15 protein-coding genes and 1 pseudogene are annotated in these 19,200 nt (G+C 74.6%); 4 read left to right on the plus strand and 12 right to left on the minus strand.

Translation table 11 applies throughout. The annotated features are described in order from the left end of the window. Positions 1 to 75: 75 nt before the first annotated feature. A pseudogene (locus ACFYZF_RS04990) lies at positions 76 to 1,923 on the plus strand (hypothetical protein); the annotation flags it as partial. A gap of 69 nt (positions 1,924 to 1,992) precedes the next feature. On the opposite strand, the gene ACFYZF_RS04995 reads toward ACFYZF_RS04990, so the two are convergent. The 4 genes from ACFYZF_RS04995 to ACFYZF_RS05010 all read right to left on the minus strand — a co-directional run bounded on the left by ACFYZF_RS04995 (position 1,993) and on the right by ACFYZF_RS05010 (position 6,877). Further along, positions 1,993 to 2,400 (minus strand): spore-associated protein A, encoded by a 408-nt coding sequence (locus ACFYZF_RS04995; protein ID WP_387016170.1) that lies wholly within the window; start codon positions 2,398 to 2,400, stop codon positions 1,993 to 1,995. A 72-nt stretch (positions 2,401 to 2,472) separates the two neighbouring features. Continuing rightward, positions 2,473 to 2,901 carry a hypothetical protein gene (locus ACFYZF_RS05000; protein ID WP_387016172.1) on the minus strand — a complete coding sequence of 143 codons (429 nt, stop codon included), beginning with the start codon at positions 2,899 to 2,901 and terminating at the stop codon, positions 2,473 to 2,475. A 131-nt stretch (positions 2,902 to 3,032) separates the two neighbouring features. After that, a complete protein-coding gene (locus tag ACFYZF_RS05005; protein ID WP_387016174.1) occupies positions 3,033 to 4,952 on the minus strand; it encodes a hypothetical protein in 1,920 nt (639 codons plus the stop codon). Next, complete coding sequence (locus ACFYZF_RS05010) at positions 4,910 to 6,877, minus strand: hypothetical protein (protein ID WP_387016175.1); 1,968 nt, start codon at positions 6,875 to 6,877, stop codon at positions 4,910 to 4,912. Before ACFYZF_RS05010 ends, ACFYZF_RS05005 begins: the two co-directional genes overlap by 43 nt. Before the next feature lie 172 nt (positions 6,878 to 7,049). On the opposite strand from ACFYZF_RS05010, the gene ACFYZF_RS05015 reads away from it, so the two are divergent. After that, positions 7,050 to 8,243 carry a hypothetical protein gene (locus ACFYZF_RS05015; protein WP_387016176.1) on the plus strand — a complete coding sequence of 398 codons (1,194 nt, stop codon included), beginning with the start codon at positions 7,050 to 7,052 and terminating at the stop codon, positions 8,241 to 8,243. 251 nt (positions 8,244 to 8,494) lie between these two features. Here the strand turns inward: ACFYZF_RS05015 and dxs are convergent, their stop codons facing one another. The 4 genes from dxs to ACFYZF_RS05035 all read right to left on the minus strand — a co-directional run bounded on the left by dxs (position 8,495) and on the right by ACFYZF_RS05035 (position 15,107). Next, positions 8,495 to 10,450: a 1-deoxy-D-xylulose-5-phosphate synthase gene (gene dxs, locus ACFYZF_RS05020; protein ID WP_387016178.1), complete on the minus strand. Its 1,956-nt coding sequence runs from the start codon at positions 10,448 to 10,450 to the stop codon at positions 8,495 to 8,497. A 71-nt stretch (positions 10,451 to 10,521) separates the two neighbouring features. Further along, the gene (locus ACFYZF_RS05025; protein ID WP_387016180.1) at positions 10,522 to 11,685 is read right to left on the minus strand and encodes an anhydro-N-acetylmuramic acid kinase; all 1,164 of its coding nucleotides are present in this window, start codon (positions 11,683 to 11,685) and stop codon (positions 10,522 to 10,524) included. Between the two features lie 6 nt (positions 11,686 to 11,691). Then, positions 11,692 to 13,038, minus strand: coding sequence for a class I SAM-dependent RNA methyltransferase (locus tag ACFYZF_RS05030; RefSeq protein ID WP_387016182.1), 1,347 nt, complete (start codon positions 13,036 to 13,038; stop codon positions 11,692 to 11,694). Further along, positions 13,035 to 15,107: an APC family permease gene (locus ACFYZF_RS05035; protein WP_387016184.1), complete on the minus strand. Its 2,073-nt coding sequence runs from the start codon at positions 15,105 to 15,107 to the stop codon at positions 13,035 to 13,037. Before ACFYZF_RS05035 ends, ACFYZF_RS05030 begins: the two co-directional genes overlap by 4 nt. 170 nt (positions 15,108 to 15,277) lie before the next feature. Here ACFYZF_RS05035 and ACFYZF_RS05040 point away from each other — a divergent pair, with 170 nt between their 5' ends. Together ACFYZF_RS05040 and ACFYZF_RS05045 are read left to right on the plus strand one after the other, a co-directional pair. Beyond that, complete coding sequence (locus tag ACFYZF_RS05040; protein ID WP_387016185.1) at positions 15,278 to 15,943, plus strand: potassium channel family protein; 666 nt, start codon at positions 15,278 to 15,280, stop codon at positions 15,941 to 15,943. Positions 15,944 to 15,945: 2 nt separating this feature from the next. Next, a complete protein-coding gene (locus tag ACFYZF_RS05045; RefSeq protein WP_387016187.1) occupies positions 15,946 to 16,635 on the plus strand; it encodes a potassium channel family protein in 690 nt (229 codons plus the stop codon). A 19-nt stretch (positions 16,636 to 16,654) separates the two neighbouring features. On the opposite strand, the gene ACFYZF_RS05050 is transcribed toward ACFYZF_RS05045, so the two are convergent. The 4 genes from ACFYZF_RS05050 to dut form a co-directional block, all read right to left on the minus strand. Further along, on the minus strand, positions 16,655 to 17,341 hold the full coding sequence (locus ACFYZF_RS05050; RefSeq protein WP_387016189.1) for a DUF3159 domain-containing protein: 687 nt from the start codon (positions 17,339 to 17,341) through the stop codon (positions 16,655 to 16,657). 31 nt (positions 17,342 to 17,372) lie between these two features. Next, positions 17,373 to 17,756 carry an OB-fold nucleic acid binding domain-containing protein gene (locus tag ACFYZF_RS05055; protein ID WP_387016190.1) on the minus strand — a complete coding sequence of 128 codons (384 nt, stop codon included), beginning with the start codon at positions 17,754 to 17,756 and terminating at the stop codon, positions 17,373 to 17,375. 159 nt (positions 17,757 to 17,915) lie between these two features. Continuing rightward, the gene (locus ACFYZF_RS05060) at positions 17,916 to 18,590 is read right to left on the minus strand and encodes a DUF3710 domain-containing protein (RefSeq protein WP_387016192.1); all 675 of its coding nucleotides are present in this window, start codon (positions 18,588 to 18,590) and stop codon (positions 17,916 to 17,918) included. 25 nt (positions 18,591 to 18,615) lie between these two features. Beyond that, a complete protein-coding gene (dut, locus tag ACFYZF_RS05065) occupies positions 18,616 to 19,122 on the minus strand; it encodes a dUTP diphosphatase (RefSeq protein ID WP_387016194.1) in 507 nt (168 codons plus the stop codon). Positions 19,123 to 19,200: the final 78 nt, after the last annotated feature.

The following is a 19,200-nucleotide window of genomic DNA, read 5'->3' on the forward strand; positions in this document are numbered from 1 at the left end:
CTGAACTCCGACTCCGTACCCGTCGCGGCGCAGGCCGCCCCGGCCGGACCCGACGGGACGGGCACAGGCACACCGCGTCGGCCCCGGCAGCGACCGACCCGCGCCGACGCCCTGGCCATCGGAGCCTATGTGCTGCTCGGCGTTCTGGTGTGCCTGAACTACTGGGGGGACGTCCAGCACCGGGTGTCGTCGCACCTGCCGACCGACCACAGCTGGTTCGAGTGGCTCTTCTCGCACGGCGCGTACTCGCTGCGCCACCTGGAGAACCCGCTGTTCTCCATGCGGCAGAACGCCCCGGACGGGGTGAACATGATGGCGAACACGTCGCTGCTCGGCGCCACCCTGCCGCTGGCCCCGGTGACGTGGCTGTTCGGGCCACAGGTGACGTACGCCCTCTACCTCGGCGGGGCGCTCGCGGCGACGGCCGGCACGTCGTACTGGATGCTGTCGCGGCATCTGGTGCGCTCGCGCGCGGCGGCGTTCGTCGGCGGCGCGTTCCTCGGCTTCGCGCCCGGCATCGTGCACCACGCCAACGGGCAGCCGAACTTCGTCTCGAACTACCTGCTGCCGGTGATCGTGGCCCGGGTGCTGCGGCTCGGCGAGCCGGGGCGGAGCTGGCGGCGCGACGGGGTGGTGCTCGGCCTGCTGGTGGCGTACCAGATCTTCATCAACGAGGAGATGCTGCTGCTGACCGCGCTGGGCTGCCTGGTGGTGGTGGCCGCGTACGCGGTGCAGCGTCCCCGGGCGGCGCGGCAGCGGGTCGGCGGCTTCCTGGCCGCGCTCGGCCTCGGCGGCGGGCTGACGCTGCTGCTCACGGCGTACCCGATCTGGTTCCAGTTCAACGGCCCGCAGTCCTACCGGGGTTTGCAGGGCGGGGTGTTCCACAACTGGGGCGAGGACCTGGTGGCCTTCGTGACGTTCGCCCGGGACACCGTCGCCGGGGACGAGGCGGTGGAGAAGACCGTCGGCCTGACCGAGCAGAACACCTGGTTCGGCTGGCCACTGGTGCTGGTGGCGCTGGTCGCCCTGGTGCTGCTGGTCCGCCGGTCGCTGGCGGCCCGGATCGTCGCCGTGCTGGTGGTGGTCTTCACCGTCGCCTCGATCGGGCCGGTGGTGCGCTTCGACGGCGCGGAGACCACAGTCGACGGCCCCTGGTCGTACATCCCGGACGACCTGCCGCTGGTGGAGATGATGATGCCCACCCGGCTGGCCCTGGTGGTGGCCGCCGCCCTCGGTGTGCTGCTCGCCCTGGCCTGGGACGCCCTGGCCCGTACCGCGCAGGCCCCCGCGCCGGTGGTGCCGGCCCCCCGTTCGTCCGCTGGCACCACCGGCTCGGCGGCCCCGGCGCAGGCCGCCGGGGCCCGGACCGGCCCCACCGCCGGGCCGGCCCGAGCGCGCCGATGGCTCCGCCCGGTCGGGTACGCCGCCGTCGCGCTCGCCGTGCTGCCGCTGGTGCCCCGGCCGCTGCCGGCCCAGCAGATCGACCCGCCGCCGCGCTTCATCACGGCCGGCGGCTGGCGGCCCTACGTGCCGACGGGCCGGACCCTGGTGCCGGTGCCGATCCCCAGCAACGTGCACGGCCTGCCCACCCTGCGGTGGAGCGCGCTGACCGGGCACGCGTTCCCGATTCCCGGGGGCTACTTCATCGGCCCGAACGCCGACGGCGAGGGCGTCTTCGGTGCCCCGAACCGGCCGACCAGCACCCTGGTCTACTCCACGATGGACTCCGGCACGCTGCCGCCGCTGACCGACGAGAACCGCCGCCAGGCGGTCGAGGACCTGCGCTTCTGGAAGGCGTCGGTGGTCGTCCTCGGCGCGCACCCCCGCGAGGCGGTCCTGCGCGACCTGATGACCGCCCTGCTCGGCCCGGCGCAACGGGTCGACGACGTCTGGCTGTGGGACGTCCGCCCGCTCGTCGGCTGAGCCGCCCACGCCCGGCCGGCGGTCCGTCCCCCGGGCGGGGACCGACCGCCGGCCGGGTGACGCGTGGGCTCAGCCGCAGTGGTCGTCCCACTCGATCATGCGGATGTACTTGTCGCCGACGATGCCGCCCCAGTCGACGCAGTCGTTCGGGGCGTACGCGTAGACCGGGCCGGCGTACTGGCTGTAGGTGCCCTCGTCCCTGACCCAGTCCGCGCCGGAGCGCTCCACCATCGCCGACATGAACTGCTTGGTGCCGGGGGTGTTGGTGACGGTGACGACGCAGTTCCAGCCGCTGTTGTACGTCAGGAAGATGGTGCCCCGGCCGTTGCCGGCGTCCATCTTGTCGATCACGGTGTAGCCGCTGCCGCAGGCGCCGTTGTAGGCGGCGGCCTGGGCCGGTGCGCCGGTGACGGCGACTGCGGTGGCGGCCAGCGCGGCGACCGTGCCGACGCTCGCCAGCTTGTGGGTGACGCTCATGGGGTCCTCTCGTCGGATCAGGGTGCGGGGTGGGCCGGGGCGCGGTCGGGCGGTCCCCGGCCGGGGACGACGTCAGCAGACCTTGCTGGTCGAGCCGCCCGTGGAGTTGAGGTAGCCGGTCACGTGCGTACAGTGCGCGGCGGTGTTGGCCGGCGCGCCCCACAGCTCCGCCCGGGTGGTGTTGTTGACCTCGCCCACCCCGTAGTCCGAGCCACTGTTCGTGTGGTCGATCACGTGGACGTACAGGTCCCAGTTCGAATGGGTGTTGCGGTACTGCTCCCACACGTAGATGTAGGCGTAGTTGTAGCCGCAGCCGTAGTACTGCTTGACCGAGGCAGCCTCCATGCCGCCCACCGTCAGCACCCGGGTGGTGCCGATCTGGCGGACGCTGGAGCAGCTGGCCGGGGTGCTGGCCAGTGCCGGCGACGCGTTGACCAGCACCCCGGCGCCCGCGGCGGCGATCGCGGCGGAGACGGCGAGGGCTCGGCGGAGGATAGCCATGATGTCCTGCTTTCTCTGGTGGACCATCGTCGTCCGCCAGGTAACCAGGCGCCGGGTCGCGCTGACAGGTGGCGAAAGGGCCACCTTTTCCTCCCCTCCCCCGCTCCCCGGGAGGCGGCCCCGCCCCGGCGTCAGCCCACCAGGCCGCGCACGTCCCACACCCAGGCGCCGTCGATCTCGCGGCCGGGGCCGACGAGCTGGTCGACGGTGCGGCGGACCGGGTCGCCCCGGTCCAGGCCGCCCTGCACCAGCACGGCGGCCCGCCAGTGCCGCAGGTCCACCGCCGCCTGCCGGCGGTCCGCGTCGGTCAGCACCGGCACCTGGCCGGTCTCGGCCACCCGGCGCAGCAGCAGGGCCGTCGGTCGATCCGGGGCGCCCCAGCGGGCGGTCGGGTCGTCGGCGGCGCGGGGGCCGATGAAGTAGCCGCCCGGGGCGGTGAACGCCAGCCGGGTCCGGGCCGACCAGAACGTCGCCGGGCTGACCCCGGCCCCGGTCACCGGCGGCACGGGCACCAGCGTCCGGCCGGCCGGCACGTGCGCCCGCCAGCCGCCGTCGGCCACGAAGGCCGGCACCGGCCACACCGGCACGGTGCGGATCGGGGTGGGCGCGAGTGGGAGCAGCGCGGCGGCCACCGCGCCGCCCCAGAGCAGCCGCACCGGCGCCGGTCCGCCGGCCGGGTCGTCACCGGGGGCGGCGGCCGACCGGATCCGGTCCAGGGACAGGGCGACCAGCACCCCCAGCACCGGTACGCAGACCAGCGCGAACCGGGCCGGCACCACCAGGTCGAGCAGCGGCACCCCGGCGACGAGCCGGTACGGCCCGGGCAGCCCGGTCGACACCCCGTCCACCCGGACGACCGGGCCGAGGGAGAACAGGGCGGCCCCGACGCCGACCACCGCCAGCGCCCGGACCAGCGGACGACGCCACAGCCAGATCACGATCACCACGGCGAGCACCAGCAGGCCCGGCCCGAAGAACGAGTTCTCCTCGGTCGGGTTCGGGGCCAGCAGGCCGGGCAGGTGGTCGTCGCCGAGCACCGTCTGCCGGGCCGAGGCGGTGAACGAGGCGGCGTCGAGCCGGAACCCCGGCGCGTCGAACGGCATCCCCCGGTAGTGGCCCGGCCCCGCGAACTGGAACCACAGCGGGTACGCCAGCAGCACCCCCGCCACCAGCGCGCCCACCCCGATCCGGCCGAGGAGCGCGGGCGCCAGCCGGCGGGCCGCCGCCCGGTCGGCGAGACCGTACGCGACGGCCAGCACGCCGGCGGCGAGCGCCAGGAACACCAGCACCTCCTCGCCGAGGAAGACCTGGTACGCCACCAGCAGCCCGAGCGCCACCCCGCGCCGGCCGACCCGGCCGGGGTCCGGCCGGAACACCAGCCCCAGGATCGGCGGCACCAGGAACTGGGCGGCCATGTGCGGGTGCGCCCCGGCCTGGGCGACCATGCCGGGGGCGAAGCCGCAGACCAGGCCGCCGACGGCGGCGGCGACCCGGGAGCCGACGAGCCGGCGGGCCAGCAGGACGTACCAGGCGGTGGCGGTGCCGGCCAGGCAGGCGACCACCGCCACCAGGAACGCCGGCTGGGTGCCGAGCAGCAGCGTCACCGGGGTCAGCGGCACGCCCAGCCCGAGCACCGAGGTGTTGGCCATCAGGTTGACCCCGTCCGGCGCGTTCAGGGCCGCGCTGTGCAGCGGGTTCTCCAGCCCGGTGACGGCGCGGGCCGCCCGGGCCAGCATCCACTCGAACAGCATCTGGTCGTTGTCCTGGTGGAACAGCCGATCGGGGCGCCCCCACTGGCCGCCGGTGAGCAGCACCGCCAGGCCGAGGTAGCCGGCGACCACCGCGACGTCGAAGCCCCGCACCCGTCGAGGACGGCGGCCGGCCGACGCGCCGCCGGAGGCGGGCCCACCGGCCGACGCCGCACTCCGGGCCGACGCCGCACTCCGGGCCGACGCCGGCTCGCCCGTTCCCTCCGGGTCGTCGGCGGCGGGCGTGGCCGGGGCCGCCATCAGGCCGTCGGGGCGGTCAGCGTCCGGACGTCCCAGACCCACACGTCCAGCTCACGACGCCCGGGGCCGACCAGCTCCTCGACGGTACGCCGCAGCGGCTCCGCGTTGTGCTGGCCCACGGGTAGCACCAGGACGGCGGCCCGCCAGTGCCGCAGCTCGTCGAGGGAGCGGCGGCGCTGCCGGTCGTCCAGTTCCGGCGTCCGGCCGGTGGTGGCCACCTCCTCCAGCAGCCGGCCGACCCCGCTGGGCCGGCCGCCGAAGCGTCCCGGGTCGCCCGTGTTGCCGTTGCGCGGGGCGAGGAAGTAGCCGCCGGGGATCTTGAAGTCGAGGTTGGTGGACGCGGCCCAGCGCATCCCGTGGGTGTTGCCCATGCTGGGCACCGGGATCGGCACCAGGGTCTGGCCCGCCCCGACGTACTGGCGCCACCGGTCGGCGGTGATGAACTTCGGCACCGCCGGGCGCGAGGTGACCTTCAGCGGCATCGGCATGATCGGCAGCAGCGCCAGCGCCAGCGCGCCGACGCCGAGGGTGCGCACGGTACGGGCCTCGGCCGGCCGCAGCGACCAGATCCGCTCGACGGCGAGGGCCAGCAGCACGCCGATCACCGCCGTGGTGATCATCCCGAACCGGGTCGGCACCACCGCGTCCAGCAGCGGCACCCGCACCAGCAGCTCCCACGGGCCGGTGAACAGCTCCCGGTCCCACCAGGAGACCCGCTCGCCGAGCGAGAGCACCGCGAAGAACGCCCCGGTCGCGGCGAGCGCCCGGACCAACGGCTCACGGCGCAGCCAGAACACGATCCCGACGGACAGCAGGGCGAGGCTCCAGCCGAAGAAGGCGTTCTCCTCGGAGTAGTTCGGGGCCAGGTTGACGTTGGCCCGCTCGTTGCCGCCGAGGGTGGGCGAGCCCGGGGCGAAGAAGGCGGCGATGTCGTTGCCGTAGTCCCGGACCGCGTCGCTGAGCCCGTGGTACGCCATCGGCCCGGCGAACTGCACGTAGAGCGGGTACGCCAGCAGCGCCCCGGCCAGCACGGCGCACACCGCCACCGCGACACCCAACGGCCGCCAGGCCGCCGACCACAGCGCGGGCCGCTGCACTAGCACGGCGATCAGGAACACCCCGCACGCCATCGCGGTGAAGAGCAGGATCTCCTCGTTGATGAACGCCTGCACGACCACGAGCAGTGCCAGCAGCGCGCCGTCCCGCACCGGCCGGCGCGACCGGGTGATCACCAGCACCCGCCAGACGATGAACGGCAGCAGGAACTGGCTGATGATGTTCGGGTGCCAGCTGGCGTGCGAGAGCATCGCCGGGGAGAAGCCACAGAACCAGCCGCCGACGGCGGCAGCCAGCGGGGTGCGCACCACGTGCCGGGAGAGCACCCGGTACCAGGCGGCGGCGGTGCCGGCGAGGCCGAGGGTGACCAGCACCACGAAGGACACGGCCGGCCCGAAGAGCAGGGTCACCGGCACCATCGGGATGCCGAGCGCCAGGACGGCCGTGTTGGCCATCAGGTTGACCCCGTCGGGGAAGTTGAACTGGTCGGTGTAGAACGGGAACTCCCCGTGCAGCACCACCCGCACGCTGTGCGCGAGGAAGAACTGCACCTGCGCCGGGTCGCTGCTGTACAGCGACGCGACCCGGCCCGCCGGGTCGACCCAGATCCGGCTGGTCACCCAGAGCGCGGCGAGCAGGAAGAGGCCGTACACGGCGAGGTCCCGCCGCCGGGTCGTCCACCGCAGGCGCCGCTTGCGGGCCCCGCCCGGCTCCGCCGTGGCCCGGGCCGCCTCCTCGGGCACGGCGTCGGCGTCGGCTTCGGCCGGAGCGGCGGCGGGGGCCGGCCGCTCGGTGGCCACGGGCCGCGCGTCGGCCGGCGGCTCGGCGGTCGCCATCGTTGTCCGGGCGGCGGACCCCACGGGAGTGTCGGGAACCGGGGGGAAGTCTCCACGGGGCTCGGCAGGGGTCACAGTCGGCGGAGTCTACCGGAGCCGACGGAGGCCCCGAAATCGCCGGGCAGTCCTATGTGGTCGGTTCCGCCGCAGCTCACGGGACGGCGCGAGGTGCCGGTCCGCGCGGTCCCGGCGTCTCGTACCATGTGGGGCGCGAACACGACCGGGCGACGCGATCGGGGGCGTACAGGTGGCTTCAGCCCGCCGGCGCGGCATGACGGCCACCACACTGCTCGCCCTGCTGCTGGCCGGCACGGCCTGTGGGCCGGTGGCCGACCGGAAGCCGGACGTCCTTCCCGTCGGCTACGACAGCCTGGACGGGACGCTGCGGGTGTGGCCCGCGCGGGGGCGGCTGGCCGGCGACAGCGCCGCGACGGCGGCGATCACCGAGGCGGTCCGGGCCTGGCGGACGCCGGCCGACGACCGCGCGCACCTGCCCTCGTCCGGGATCCTGTGGTCCGGTGAGGTGGACGGCGCCCCGCTGGCCCTGGTGGCCGCCGACGTCCCCGGCGAGAGCGCCTCCTGGCTGCTCCAACTGACCCGCGACGGCGACCGGTACGTGGTCGACCGGGCCAGCGAGTACACCGAGCCCGGCTACCTCGCCTACTCCGACGTGCTGCCCGTGCAGACCGGCAGCGGACGCCGCTACCTGCTCTCCGGCCGGGTGGAGCGACTGCTCAGTCCCAAGGGCCGGGCGCTTTCCAGCCGGGACGGGCTGACCGACCCGGTGGACGTGCCGGCCTGCCGGGCCGTGGCGCTGACCGCGACGCTGCGGGCCACCCGGTCGCTGCCGCGCGGCCGGGCCGCCGACCGCCTGCTCGACCTCGGTACGGCCACCACGGACCCGCGGTACCCCCTGGTCCGGGACGAGACCGGCTCGGGCCGGCGGGCGCTGGACGGCCTGGACACCTGCGTACTCGCCGACGAGCAGGGCCCCTTCGGCAGCGTCCCCCGCCGGATCGGCGACCGGGACGCACCCCGTTCGGTGCCGGAGTCCTGGCCGATGGCGAAGGTGAGCGTCCGCGCCCTGGGCGAGGTGGCGTTGGGCGGCGGCGACCCGGCCGACCTGGAGCAGCTGAGCTGGGAGACCGACGCGGGCACCATGACCGCCGTGGTGTACCGGCCGGCCGACGGCGGCGACCCGGTGGTCTCGCCGGCCGACCGGGCCAACACCCTGCAGGCGTACGTGCTGCCCGTGCCGGGCCAGCCGTTGGTGGTGCTGAGCTGGCGGTCCAGCCGGTACAGCTCGCTGTCGGTGCCGCCGGGCACCCCCCGGCTGGTCAACCGCCCCGGGCTGGTGGTGGTGCCACAGCCGGTGAGCAAGGCCACCTTCAGCCTGGCCGGCGCGGAGAAGACCTACTACCGCTCGGTCGGCGGCCGCTGACGCCCGTTCTGCCCCGGGCCGGCGTCGCGCCGTCCGGTCAGCCGGCGAGCGTCGTCGCCCGGTCACCCCACCACGCCAGGCCCCAGCCGACCGCGCCCGCGACCGTCGCCGCCGCCGTCGTCGGATCGCAGCCCCGCGCCCGACGCCGGTAGCCGACCCGCCACCGGACCCGCCCGGCGAGCTGCGGGCCGCAGGCGCGGTGAGCAGGGGCACCTGCTTAACGCCTGGCGTTAAGCAGGTGCCCCTTCTTCTCAATTCTGCGCGGCGGTTCCGCGGCCGGTCGGCAGGCCGACCGGCTCGACCGACTGGTCGTCCAGGCGGGAGATCCACCCGGTGACGTCCCGGGCAATGTTCTGGGCGGTGAGGCCCAGATCGGCGAGGATCTGCGCGCGGGTGCCGTGCGGGTGCCAGTCGGCCGGCACGCCCAGGTCGCGCAGCGGCACCCGGACGTCGGCGTCCCGCATCGCCTGGGCGAGGGCGTCGCCGACCCCGCCGACGCGCACCCCGTCCTCGACGGTGACGACGAGGCGGTGGGCGGCGGCCAGCTCGACCAGCTCGGCGGGGACGGGCCGGACCCAGCGCGGGTCGACCACGGTCACCCCGTAGCCCTGCTCGGCGACCCGGGTGGCGACCTCCATGCCGAGCTGCCCGAACGAGCCGATCGCGACCAGCAGCACGTCCGTGCGGGCCGACTCGGTCAGCACGTCAACCGTCCCGACCCGGCGCACGGCCGGCAGGTCGGCGGCGACGGTGCCGGTCGGGAACCGGACGATGGTCGGGCCGTCGTCCACGGCGACCGCCTCGCGCAGCTCCTCGCGCAGGGTCGCGGCGTCCCGGGGCGCGGCGATGCGCAGGCCCGGCACCACCCCGAAGACGGCCATGTCCCACATGCCGTAGTGGCTCGGCCCGTCCGGGCCGGTGATCCCGGCCCGGTCCAGCACGAACGTCACCGGCAGCTTGTGCATCGCCACGTCGAGCAGGACCTGGTCGAAGGCCCGGTTGAGGAAGGTCGCGTAGACCGCCACCACCGGGTGCAGCCCGCCCAGGGCCAGCCCGGCGGCCGAGGTCACGGCGTGCTGCTCGGCGATGCCGACGTCGTAGACCCGGCCGGGGTGCTTGCGGGCCAGCTTGGCGATGCCCGTGGGCTCGGCCATCGCGGCGGTGATGCCCACCACGTCGGGGCGGGAGTCGGCGATCGCGACCAGCTCGTCGGCGAAGACGTGGGTCCACTTCACCGAGGGGGCAGCGACCAGCTTGCCGGTCTCCACGTCGAACGCGCCGGGGCCGTGGAAGCAGTCCGCCTCGTCCTCCTCGGCGGGGCGGTAGCCGTAGCCCTTGCGGGTGACCGCGTGCACGATCACCGGGCCGCCGAAGTTCTTCGCCGCCCGCAGCGCCGACTCGACCGCCTCGCGGTCGTGGCCGTCGACCGGGCCGACGTACTTGATGCCCAGGTCCTCGAACATCGCCTGCGGGGCGACCGCGTCCTTGATGCCCTTCTTGACCGCGTGCAGCACCTCGTACATCGGGCGGCCGACCAGCGGGGTCGAGCCGAGGGCGTCCTTGACGGTGTCGAGGATCTTCTCGTAGCCGGGGTTGAGCCGCAGTGAGGAGAGGTGGTCGGCCAGGCCGCCGATGGTCGGCGAGTAGGAGCGGCCGTTGTCGTTGACCACGATCACCAGCGAGTTGCCGGCGGTGGCGATGTTGTTCAGCGCCTCCCAGCACATGCCGCCGGTCAGCGCGCCGTCGCCGACCACGGCGACCACGCTGCGCTGCTCGCCGCGCAGCGCGTACGCCTTGGCCAGGCCGTCGGCGTAGGACAGGGCGGTGGAGGCGTGCGAGTTCTCGACCAGGTCGTGCTCGCTCTCGGCCTGGCTCGGGTAGCCGGAGAGGCCGCCGCGCTGGCGCAGCCTGTCGAAGCCGTCCTGCCGGCCGGTGAGGATCTTGTGCACGTACGACTGGTGGCCGGTATCGAACAGGAGCCGGTCCCGGGGGGAGTCGAAGACCCGGTGCATCGCCAGGGTCAGCTCCACCACGCCCAGGTTGGGCCCCACGTGCCCACCGGTGCGGGAGACCTTGGCGATCAGGAAGTCGCGGATCTCGGCGGCGAGGATGTCCAGCTGCTCGGCCGTCATCCGCTTCACGTCCTGCGGACCCCGCACCGCGCCCAGCAGCCGGCCGTGGTTGGCCGTGTCCTCTTCAACGCTCATGAGCGAAGAGTCTATCGGCCGTCCGGTAGTCCGCAGTCCGGCCGGCAACAGCCACCTGACCGGGAGAACAGTCAGGCCGTGATCACCAACCGTCGGGGCGGAGTGACCGGCGGCGCGGAGCGGGCCGGTCCGGACGGCGTCCAGGAGCCCAGCACGGCCGCCTCCCGGGCCCCGGTGACCGACGGGATCGCCCCTGGCAGACCATGCCAGGAGAGCCAACCGAGCAGGGCGAACGCGTACGCCTCCTTGGCCTGGGTCGGCACCCCCAGCTCGTCGCTGGCGCGCAGCCGCCACCGGCCCCCGCCGAGCGCGTCCAGCCGGCCCCGGAGTGTGGGATTGCGCACCCCGCCCCCGGCGGCCACCACCTCGACCACCCCGTGCCGGTCGCACTCGGCGGCGACCGTCCGGGCGGTCAGCTCGGTCAGCGTGGCCAGCACGTCGTCGGCGGCCACCGGCTCGCCCAGCGCGGCGAGCCGGTCGTCCAGGTAGCCGGCGTGGAACAGCTCCTTGCCGGTGGACTTCGGCGGCGGTGCGGCGTAGTACGGCTCGGCGAGCAGCAGCGCCAGCAGCCCGGCGTGCACCCGACCGGCCGCGGCCCGGGCCCCGTCGAGGTCGCAGGGGCGGCCGAGGAACCGCCGGGCCGCCGCGTCGAGCAGCGCGTTGGCCGGGCCCACGTCGTACCCGATGACCGGGGCGCCCGGCGCGACCACGGTGAGGTTGGCGATGCCGCCCAGGTTGAGCGCCGCCCGGGGCGGCCCGGCCCGGCCACCCAGCAGCAGCGCGTCGAAGGCCGGCACCAGGGGCGCGCCCTGCCCGCCGGCCGCGACGTCCGCCGACCGCAGGTCCGACAGCACCGGTACGCCCACCCGCGCGGCCACCCGGGCCGGTGTGCCGAGCTGGAGGGTGCCCCGCGCCCGGCCGCCGTCGACCCAGTGGAACACGGTCTGCCCGGGGGAGACGACCGCGTCGACCCGCCCGCCGGCCAGCTCCACCCCGCGCGCCGCCGCGTCGGCGAACACCTCGCCGAGCCGGTTGTCCAGCCGGCAGACCGCCTCGATCGTGGTCGGGTTCGGCGGCAGCAGCGCCCCGATCTCCGCCCGCAGCCCGTCGTCGAGGTCCAGGCCGGCGAACCCCAACGGACGCAGCCGCAGGGTGTCCCCGTCGACCGTGAACTCCGCCGCGGCCACGTCCACCCCGTCGTACGACGTGCCCGACATCAGCCCGACGATCCGCACGACCGGCTACTTCCCGGCGACCGGCGGCAGCAGCAGCCCGACCACCTCGACGTGCTGGGTCATCGGGAACAGGTCGAAGCCGCGCAGCTCCGCCAGCCGCCACCCCACCTCGGCGAACGTCCGCACGTCCCGGGCGAAGGCGGCCGGGTCGCAGGACACGTACGCCACGGCGCGCGGGGAGGCGGCCACCACGTCCCGCACCACCTGCGCGCCCGCCCCGGTGCGCGGCGGGTCCAGCACCACCAGGTCCACCGGCCCGATGATCCGGCGGCGGGCCAGCGCGGTCTCCACCCGGGCCGCCACCACCTCGACCCGGGGCAGGTCCCGCAGGTTCTCCCGGGCGGCGGCGACGCTCGGCGCGGCGGACTCGACGACGGTGACCCGGGTGTCCGGGCCGACCCGCCCGACGAGCGCGGCGGCGAACAGCCCCGCCCCGCCGTAGAGGTCCCAGGCAGACTCGCCCGGCTTCGGGGCGAGCAGGTCGAGCACGGCGTCGACCAGGGTGTCCGCCGCGGCCGGGTGCACCTGCCAGAAGCCGGACGCGGGCAGCGTCCAGTCCCGGCCGGCGGCCACCTCGCGGACCGCCGGCGGCCCGTCGACCGGGGTGGGCACCCCGTCGGCCAGGGCCGTGACGGTGACGTCGCCGCCGGTGGAGGCCACCGTCTCCACCGCGTCCGCCTCGGGCCAGCGGGCCCCGCTCGGGGCGAGCACCGGCAGCTCCTGGATCGCCGGGTGGGCGATCAGGCAGCGGTCGATCGGCACCACCTCGTGCGAGCGGTGCTTGAGCAGCCCGGCCCGGCCGGTGGCGTCGACCGCGTAGCGGACCCGGGAGCGCCAGCCCAGCGACCCGCCGGGCAGCGCCGCGACCCGGACGCCGAGCCGGTCGATCTCGGCGTCGGCGAGTCCGGCGAGGCGGCTGAGCTGCTCGCGCACCACCGACGTCTTCCAGTCGAGCTGGGCCTGGGGCGCGACGTGCTGGAGGTCGCAGCCGCCGCAGCGGCCGGGCCCCGCGTACGGGCAGGGCGGCTCGACCCGCTCCGGGGCGGCGTCGAGCACCGTCACCGCGTCGGCCCGGACGAACCCGCGGTGCACCTCGGTGACCTCGGCGACCACCCGCTCGCCGGGCAGCGCGTGCCGGACGAAGACCACCTGGCCGTCCACCCGGGCCACGCAGTGCCCGCCGGGGGCGACCGCGTCGACGGTCAGCTCGACCCGCTCGGCCTCCTCCAGCCCGCGCCGGTCGCCGTCGCCCGGCCCGGCATCCAGTAGCCCGGTGTCGCCCGGCCCTGCGTCCAGTAGCCCGGCGTCCAGCGGCCCGCGCCGGTCGCCGTCGCCCACGTCCACTGCGGTCATCGTTGGTCTCCCTCGATCGGGGTGCTCTCGCCGGGCGGGGCGGAGGCCACCGGCGGCGCCGGCGGCGGCAGGGTGCTGCGTGGGGCGACCCGGGGGCCCCGGGCGGGGCCCCGGCTCAGCATCGCGTCCAGCCGGTCGAGGTTCTTGCCGGCGGTCGAGGCGAGCTGCCACGGCACGCTGGTCACCATCACGCCCGGCTCGAACAGCAGCCGCCCCTTCAGCCGCAGCGCGCTCTGGTTGTGCAACAGGTTCTCCCACCAGCGCCCGACGACGTACTCGGGGATGAAGACCGTGACCACGTCGCGTGGGGACTCCCGACGGGTGTTGGCCACGAAGTCGAGGATCGGCCGGGTGATCTCCCGGTACGGCGAGTCGATCACGGTCAGCGGGACCGGCAGCTCTCTCCGCTCCCAGTCTGCCTGGAGGTGCCGGGTGTCCTTCTCGTCGACGTTGACCGTCACCGCCGTCAACGTGTCCGGCCGGGTGGCCCGGGCGTACGCGACGGCCCGCAGGGTCGGCTGGTGCAGCTTGCTGACCAGCACGATGGCGTGGTTGCGGGCGGGCAGCACGCCCCGGGCCTCGGTCGGCTCCAGCTCGGCGGCGACCCGGTCGTAGTGCCGGCGGATGGCCAGCATCAGCACGTAGATCAACGCCATCGCGACGATGGCGATCCACGCGCCGAGCAGGAACTTGGTGATCAGCACGACGACCAGCACCGCGCCCGTCAGCGCCATGCCGAAGGTGTTGATCGCCCGGGACCGGATCATGCGACGCCGGGCCTGCGCGTCCCGCTCGGTGCGCAGGCGCCGGTTCCAGTGCCGGATCATGCCGGCCTGGGAAAGCGTGAACGAGACGAAGACGCCGACGATGTAGAGCTGGATCAGCCTCGTCACCTCGGCCTGGAAGCCGACGATCAGCACCACCGCGAAGACGCCCAGCAGGATGATTCCGTTGGAGAACGCCAGCCGGTCGCCCCGGGTGTGCAACTGCCGGGGCAGGTAGCGGTCCTGGGCGAGGATCGAGCCGAGCACCGGGAAACCGTTGAACGCGGTGTTCGCGGCCAGGAAGAGGATCAGCGCGGTCACCCCGGCGACCACGTACAGCAGGATCGACCCGGAGCCGAACACCGTCTCGCCGAGTTGGGCGGTGACGGTCTTCTGCACGTACCCGTCGGGGCCGGAGAGGATCTGCCGCGCCGGGTCCTCGACGAACTGGAGACCGGTCAGCCGGGCCAGCCAGATGATGCCGACCAGCATGCCCACCGAGATGGTGCCGAGCAGCAGCAGGGTGGTGGCGGCGTTGCGGCTCTTCGGCTTCTTGAACGCCGGCACCCCGTTGGAGATCGCCTCCACACCGGTGAGCGCGGCGCAGCCGGAGGAGAAGGTGCGCAGCAGCAGGAAGACCAGCGCGAACCCGGTGACGCTGTGCTCGGCCTGGATCTCCAGGCCGGCGCTCGGGGCGTTCAGGTCGTGGCCGAGGACGAAGAACCGGACCAGGCCGGTGAGGATCATCCCGCCCATCACGATCACGAAGCCGTACGTCGGGATGGCGAAGGCGGTGCCGGACTCGCGCAGGCCGCGCAGGTTCACCGCGGTGAGCACCACCACCGCGCTGACCGCGATGAGCACCTTGTGGGTGGCCACGAACGGCACCACCGAGCCCAGGTTGGCCACCCCGGAGGAGACCGACACGGCGACGGTGAGCACGTAGTCGACCAGCAGGGCGCTGGCCACCGCGACGCCGGCCCGGGGGCCGAGGTTGACCGTGGCCACCTCGTAGTCGCCGCCGCCCGAGGGGTAGGCGTGCACGTTCTGCCGGTAGCTGGCCACCACCGTCAGCATCACCACGACCACCGCGAGCGCGATCCACGGCGAGAAGACGAACGCCGACGCGCCCGCGATGGACAGCGTCAGCAGGATCTCGTCCGGGGCGTACGCGACGCTGGACAGCGCGTCGGAGGCGAAGACGGGCAGCGCGATGCGCTTCGGCAGGAGGGTGTGCTGAAGCCGGTCGGACCGGAACGGTCGACCGACGAGCAGGCGCTTCAGCAGCGAGGTGGGACTGGCCACAAGCGCTAAGGGTACGACCACCGGCCCGCGGTCGCCGGGGGTGGCGGAGCGCGGGGTCGTGGGAGGGCGCGGTACCGTCGTCCCCCGCCTGCGACCAGGACATGGCAGGCTCGCAGTCGAACAGGTCGCCGGCGGGGCCGGGCGGGTGCGCGCACCTTGGGAGGGACACCGTGCATGTCGTGATCATGGGCTGCGGCCGGGTCGGGTCGAACCTGGCCCAGAGCCTGGAGTCCCGGGGGCACTCGGTGGCGGTCATCGACCAGGACGCCGACGCGTTCCGCCGGCTCAGCCCGAGCTTCTCCGGGGTCACCGTCACCGGCGCCGGCTTCGACGGCGAGGTCCTGCGGCAGGCCGGCATCGAGCGGGCGGACGCCTTCGCCGCGGTCTCCAGCGGAGACAACTCGAACATCATCTCGGCCCGGCTGGCCCGCGAGACCTTCGGCGTATCCCGGGTGGCCGCCCGGATCTACGACCCACGCCGGGCGCAGGTCTACGAGCGGCTGGGCATCCCCACCGTTGCCACCGTCCGGTGGACGGCCGACCGGATGCTGCGACACCTGGTCCCCGAGGGCAACGTGGAGATCTTCCGGGACCCGACCAGCACCGTGTCGATCATCGAGGTGCCGGTGCACAAGGACTGGATCGGCCGGCCGCTGCGGGCCGTCGAGGCGGCGGCCGGCGCCCGGGTGGCGTACCTGTCCCGCTTCGGCATCGGCACGTTGCCCACCGGGTCCACCGTCGTGCAGGAGGGCGACCAGGTCTTCATGCTGGTCACCGACGACATCATGACGTCGGTCACGTCGGCGGCGGGGAGCCCGCCGGAAGGAGCGCACTGAAGATGCGGATCGCCATCGCCGGCGCCGGCAACGTGGGCCGCTCGATCGCCCAGGAACTGATCGACAACGGCCATCAGGTGATGCTGATCGAGCGTCAGCCCCGGATGCTGCGGCCGGACCGGGTGCCCGCCGCCGACTGGGTGCTCGCCGACGCGTGCGAGCTGGCCAGCCTGGAGGAGGCCGACATTGCCGGCTGCGACGTGGTGGTCGCGGCGACCGGGGACGACAAGGTCAACCTGGTGGTGTCGCTGTTGGCCAAGACCGAGTTCGCGGTGCCCCGGGTGGTGGCCCGGGTCAACCGGGCCGAGAACGAGTGGCTGTTCACCGAGCAGTGGGGCGTCGACGTCTCGGTGAGCAAGCCGCGGGTGATGGCGGCACTGGTCGAGGAGGCGGTCACCGTCGGCGATCTGGTGCGGCTGATGACGTTCCGTCAGGGCGAGGCGAACCTGGTGGAGATCACCCTGCCGCCGACCGCCCCGTACGTGGGGCAGGCGATCCACGCGGTGCCGATCCCCCGGGACGCCGCCCTGGTGGCGATCCTGCGCGGCAAGCGGGTGCTGGTGCCCAGCCCGGACGACCCGATCGAGGCCGGCGACGAGCTGGTCTTCGTCTGCACCGCCGAGGTGGAGGACGAGGTCCGTACGGTGATCCTCGGCCCGGACAGCGTCGAGCGGACCCGCGGCGCGCGCTGAGCGGCCGGTCGCGGGCGGCTCAGGCCCCGGGCAGCGGCTCCGGGGCGGCGGCCTCGCGGGTGACCCGGCGCACCGTCCAGACCGTGATCAGCAGCAGCAGCGCGTACGGCGGGTAGCCCAGGGCCAGCCGGGCGACGCCGAGGGCGGTGTCCTGGTGGGCGAGGTAGAGGCCGGCCTGCACGCCGACCTTGGCCAGCCACACCACGCCCCAGAGCACGGTCAGCTGGGTGAAGGTGCGCACCAGGCGCGGGTCGTCCCGCCACTCCGAGCGCCCCTTGGCCACCAGCACCGACCAGATCCAGCCCACCAGGGGCTGCCGGATCGCCGCCGACACGAGCAGGGCCAGCCCGTACCCGATGCCGTAGAGGATGCCCGGGAGGTAGAAGTCGCGTTCGTCGCCGGTCCGCCAGGCGATCGCCGCGCCGATGCCGATGCCGAACAGGCCGTTGACCGCGTGCCGCACCGGCCGGCGCTGGGCCAGCCGCAGCCCGGCGATGAGCAGGCCCACGGCCACCGAGGCGATCACCGCGGGTCGCAGCTCGCCGAGGATGTTGGCGATCACGAAGACGACCACCGGGATGCTGGACTCGACCAGCCCACGCCAGCCGCCGAGCTGGTCGGCCATCTGCTCGGCGAGGCTCGGCAGCCGCTCGGAGTCCTCCGGGCCGGTCCCCGGCTCGGTCGTCCGGTGCTGTCCGGTGGTCATCGCGTCTCTCCCGTTCCCGGTGCCCGCGCCGTCACTTCGGCGACTCCAGCTCGTAGTACGGGTTGTAGATGACCTTGCGGTCGTCCCGCACCGCCACCCGTCCTCGGGCGGTCAGGTGGCGCCCCGGCTCGATGCCGGCGATGTGCCGCCGGCCGAGCCACACCAGGGTCACCACGTCGCTGCCGTCGTACAGGTCGGCCTCCAGGGTGGGCAGGTTGGTCCGAGGAGTGTAGACCACGGTACGCAACCTGCCGGTCACCGAGACCACCTGACCGCGCATGCACTGCCGGGCCGGCGTGCCGCCGGACTGCGCGCTCTCCCTGCGCAGCTCCTGCGCCTCGATCTCGGCCTCGCTCGCGGTGAACCGGTGCAGGAGCCGCCGCAGCGAGACCCTGCTGCCCTCGTCGGTCGTCATGACCTCCGCGTCACCCTCTCCTCCGCCGGGCGGCCCCGCGCCTGCCGGACCGTCCCGCCAGCGTACGCCGAGCGGCGGGCAGGGCAGACCACCCGGCCGCCCGGGACGGGCCGCCGGCGGAGCGCCGACGGGCCGGCCCGGGCCCGGACGGACGTCGGGTCAGGCCTCGATCGGGCCCGGGGCCCCGGGGGCGCCCTCGCCGGCCTGCTCGCCGGCCTGCTCGGCGACCTCGCGGGGCAGCCGCAGCGGCAGCGGCTCGCGCACCGGCTTGGCCTCCTGGCCGCGGTCGACGACCAGCCCGTCCAGGCACTCGGCCAGCGGGCCGGCGGCGGCCGGGTCGGTGGCGGCGGCGCCCTGGAAGACGCCGCGGACCATCCAGCGGGGGCCGTCGACGCCGACGAACCGCAGGTCGGTCAGGCCGTCCGGGGTGCGCACCCGGGCGCGCAGCTCGGGGCCGTACTCGCCCTGCACCTCCTGGGCGGCAACGCCGTCGTTGAACAGGGACTGGCGGATCTCCTCGCGCACCTCGTCCCAGATGCCGTCGGAGCGGGGCGCCGCGAAGACGCCGAGCTGCAACGCGCTCTCGCCGTGGACGAGGACGACCTGCTGGATCACGCCCTCCGGGTCGGCCTGCACGCGCACCTCGACGTCGGCCACCGCCGGAATCTGGAGGCTGCCCAGGTCGAGCCGCTGCACCCCGTCCGGGGCCTCGGCGACGTCGTACGGGCCGCGCTCCGGCCCCGACGCCTCGGCGTCCTGCCCGACCAGGGCCTCGGCGGCCCGCTCGTCACGGCCCTGCCGACCGCCACCGGCCCGCTTTCGGGAGAAGATCACTGCGCCCACCCTCCGCTGTTCGCGCTCACCCTGCCACCTCTTCCGACTGGCCGCTGGCCCGGTCCGCCGACGGCGGGACGAGCCCGGCGTGTCCACCGGTCGAGCCGTGCCCACCGGCGCCCCGCCGGGACGGCGGCAGCTCGGCCACCGGCCGGAAATCGACCCGCTCCACCCGCTGGACAACGAGCTGCGCGATCCGATCGCCACGGGAGATCTTCGCCGGTTCCTTCCGATCATGGTTGATCAGGTTGACGAGGATCTCACCCCGGTAGCCGGCGTCGACCGTACCGGGCGCGTTGAGCACCGTCACGCCGAGCCTGGCCGCCAGGCCCGACCGGGGGTGCACCAGGCCGACGTACCCCTCCGGGAGGGCGATCGCCACGCCGGTGGGGACCAGGGCCCGCCCGCCGGGGGGCAGCTCCACGTCCGCGGCGGCCATCAGGTCGGCCCCGGCGTCGCCGGGATGGGCGTACGCCGGCAGCGGCAGCCCCGGATCGAGCAGCCGTACGGGCACGGGTACGTCGTCGGTCACGGTCTTCCTCTTCCGTCCGGTTCACGGGGTGACCCTGCCATCCTGCCGGGTCGACCACCGGTCGTGCGCCGTACCCTT

It is taken from the genome of Micromonospora sp. NPDC001898, from assembly GCF_042891255.1.
Classification (GTDB): Bacteria; Actinomycetota; Actinomycetes; order Mycobacteriales; family Micromonosporaceae; genus Micromonospora.